Origin of the sequence: Pseudonocardia halophobica (assembly GCF_027922425.1) — a bacterium.
Taxonomy (GTDB): domain Bacteria; phylum Actinomycetota; class Actinomycetes; order Mycobacteriales; family Pseudonocardiaceae; genus Pseudonocardia; species Pseudonocardia halophobica.
In genome coordinates, this window is record NZ_BSFQ01000091.1 from 1 (window position 1) to 2,124 (window position 2,124).

Here is a 2,124-nt window from a genome sequence, read left to right on the forward strand (position 1 = left end):
AGGGGGTTGGTTTCGGGGTAGTAGGCGGCGATGCAGCCCTTGGGGGTGTCGTAGGAGACGAGCCGGAAGTTCTCCGCCCGGCGCTCTGTGATGACGCCGTGGCCGTCGTCCCATTCGGAGACGAGGTGGACGTGGTCGCCGTCGGCGTGGCCGAGTTCGTCGAGGTCGGCGGGGGAGATGAACACGACGCGGCGGCCGGAGTGGATGCCGCGGTAGCGGTCGTCGAGGCCGTAGACGGTGGTGTTGAACTGGTCGTGGCTGCGGATGGTCTGCAGCACCAGCCGCCCCTCGGGGACCTGGGCGACCTGGAGGGGGTTGACGGTGAACACGGCCTTGCCCTCGGGGGTGGGGAAGGTGCGGGTGTCGCGGGGCGGGTGGGGCAGGGTGAACCCGCCGCGGCGGTTGATCTTCTCGTCGTAGGCCTCGCAGCCGGGCACGACCCGGCCGATGGACTGCCGGATGCGGGAGTAGTCGGCAGCGAAGTCCTGCCATGGGATGCCGTACCGGTCGCCGAGGGTGGCCGAGCCGATGCCGCAGAGGATGTCGACCTCGGACCGCAGGTGTGGGCCGGCGGGCTCGGAGCGGCCGCGGGAGGCGTGCACCGCGGACATGGAGTCCTCGACGGTGACCCGCTGGACGAGCCCGCCGGTGGTGTCCTGCTCGGTGCGCCCGAGGGTGGGCAGGATCAGCGCGTCGTGGCCGGCGGTGAGGTGGCTGCGGTTGAGCTTGGTGGAGATCTGCACGGTGAGCGCGGCCGAGCGCAGCGCGGCCTCGGTGATGTGGGTGTCGGACATGGCGGCGGCGAAGTTGCCGCCGAGCCCGATGAAGACCCGGGCGTGCCCGTCGCGTAGGGCGCGGACCGCGGCGGCGGCGTCGTGGCCGTGCCCGCGCGGGGGAGCGAAGCCGAATTCGGCGCCGAGGGCGTCGAGGAAGGCGTCCGGGGCCTTCTCCCAGATGCCCATGGTGCGGTCGCCCTGGACGTTGGAGTGCCCGCGGACCGGGCACAGCCCGGCGCCGGGTTTGCCGATCATGCCTTGCAGCAGGGCGACGTTGACGAACTCGGTGATGGTGGCGACGGCGTGGCGGTGCTGGGTGATGCCCATGGCCCAGCAGTTCACGATCTTGTCCGAGGTGGCGAACAGCTCCGCGGCGGCCTCGATCTCGGCCCAGTCGAGGCCGGTGGCGGCCACGACGGCGGCGCGGTCGAGGTCGCGGAGGTGCGCGGCCCAGGCGTCGAACCCGACGGTGTGCCGGGCGACGAAATCGCGGTCGACGGCGCCGCGCTCCAGCAGCAGGTGCCCGAGGGCCTGCCACAGGGCGAGATCGCCGTTCGAGCGGATCTGCAGGTAGCGGTCGGCCAGCCCGGTGCCGCGCCCGGCCAGGCCCGTGGGCTTCTGCGGGTTGTCGAAGCGCAGCAGCCCCGCCTCGCGCAGCGGGTTGATCGCCAGGATCTTCGCGCCGTGCTGCTTGGCGATCTCCAGCGCGGAGAGCATCCGCGGGTGGTTGGTGCCCGGGTTCTGCCCGGAGATCACGATCAGGTCGGCCTCGTGCAGGTCCTGCAGCGAGACCGAGCCCTTGCCGATGCCGATGGTGCGGGCGAGTGCGACCGAGGTGGACTCGTGGCACAGGTTCGAGCAGTCGGGCAGGTTGTTGGTGCCGAAGGCGCGGGCGAAGAGCTGGTAGACGAACGCGGCCTCGTTCGAGGCCCGCCCGGAGGTGTAGAACAGTGCCTCGTCCGGGCTGTCGAGGGCGTGGAGGTGTTCGGCGATCAGGGCGAACGCGGCGTCCCAGGAGATCGGCTGGTAGTGGTCGGCGCCGGCCCGGCGGACCATCGGCTCGACCAGCCGGCCCTGGCGCTCCAGCCAGTGGTCGGACTGTCGGACCAGCTCGGAGATCGGGTGCGCGGCGAAGAACGCGGCGTCGACGGTGTCGCGCTGGCCCTCCCACGAGACGGCCTTGGCGCCGTTCTCGCAGAACTCCGCGGTGTGCCGGTGGTCGGTGGGGTCGGGCCAGGCGCAGGACATGCAGTCGAACCCGTCGACCTGGTTGAGCGTCAACAGGTTGCGCGCCGACTTCAGCGGCCCCATCTGCCGCAGCGCCCGGGCCATCGACACCCGCACCGCC

Annotated in this window: 1 protein-coding gene; it reads right to left on the reverse strand. The window is 71.8% G+C overall.

Annotated features, from left to right (window positions below; genetic code table 11):
- On the reverse strand, positions 1–2,120 hold a 2,120-nt coding region (locus tag PKE99_RS37285), incomplete at its 3' end, for an FdhF/YdeP family oxidoreductase (RefSeq protein ID WP_271214995.1).
- Positions 2,121–2,124 lie beyond the last annotated feature (4 nt).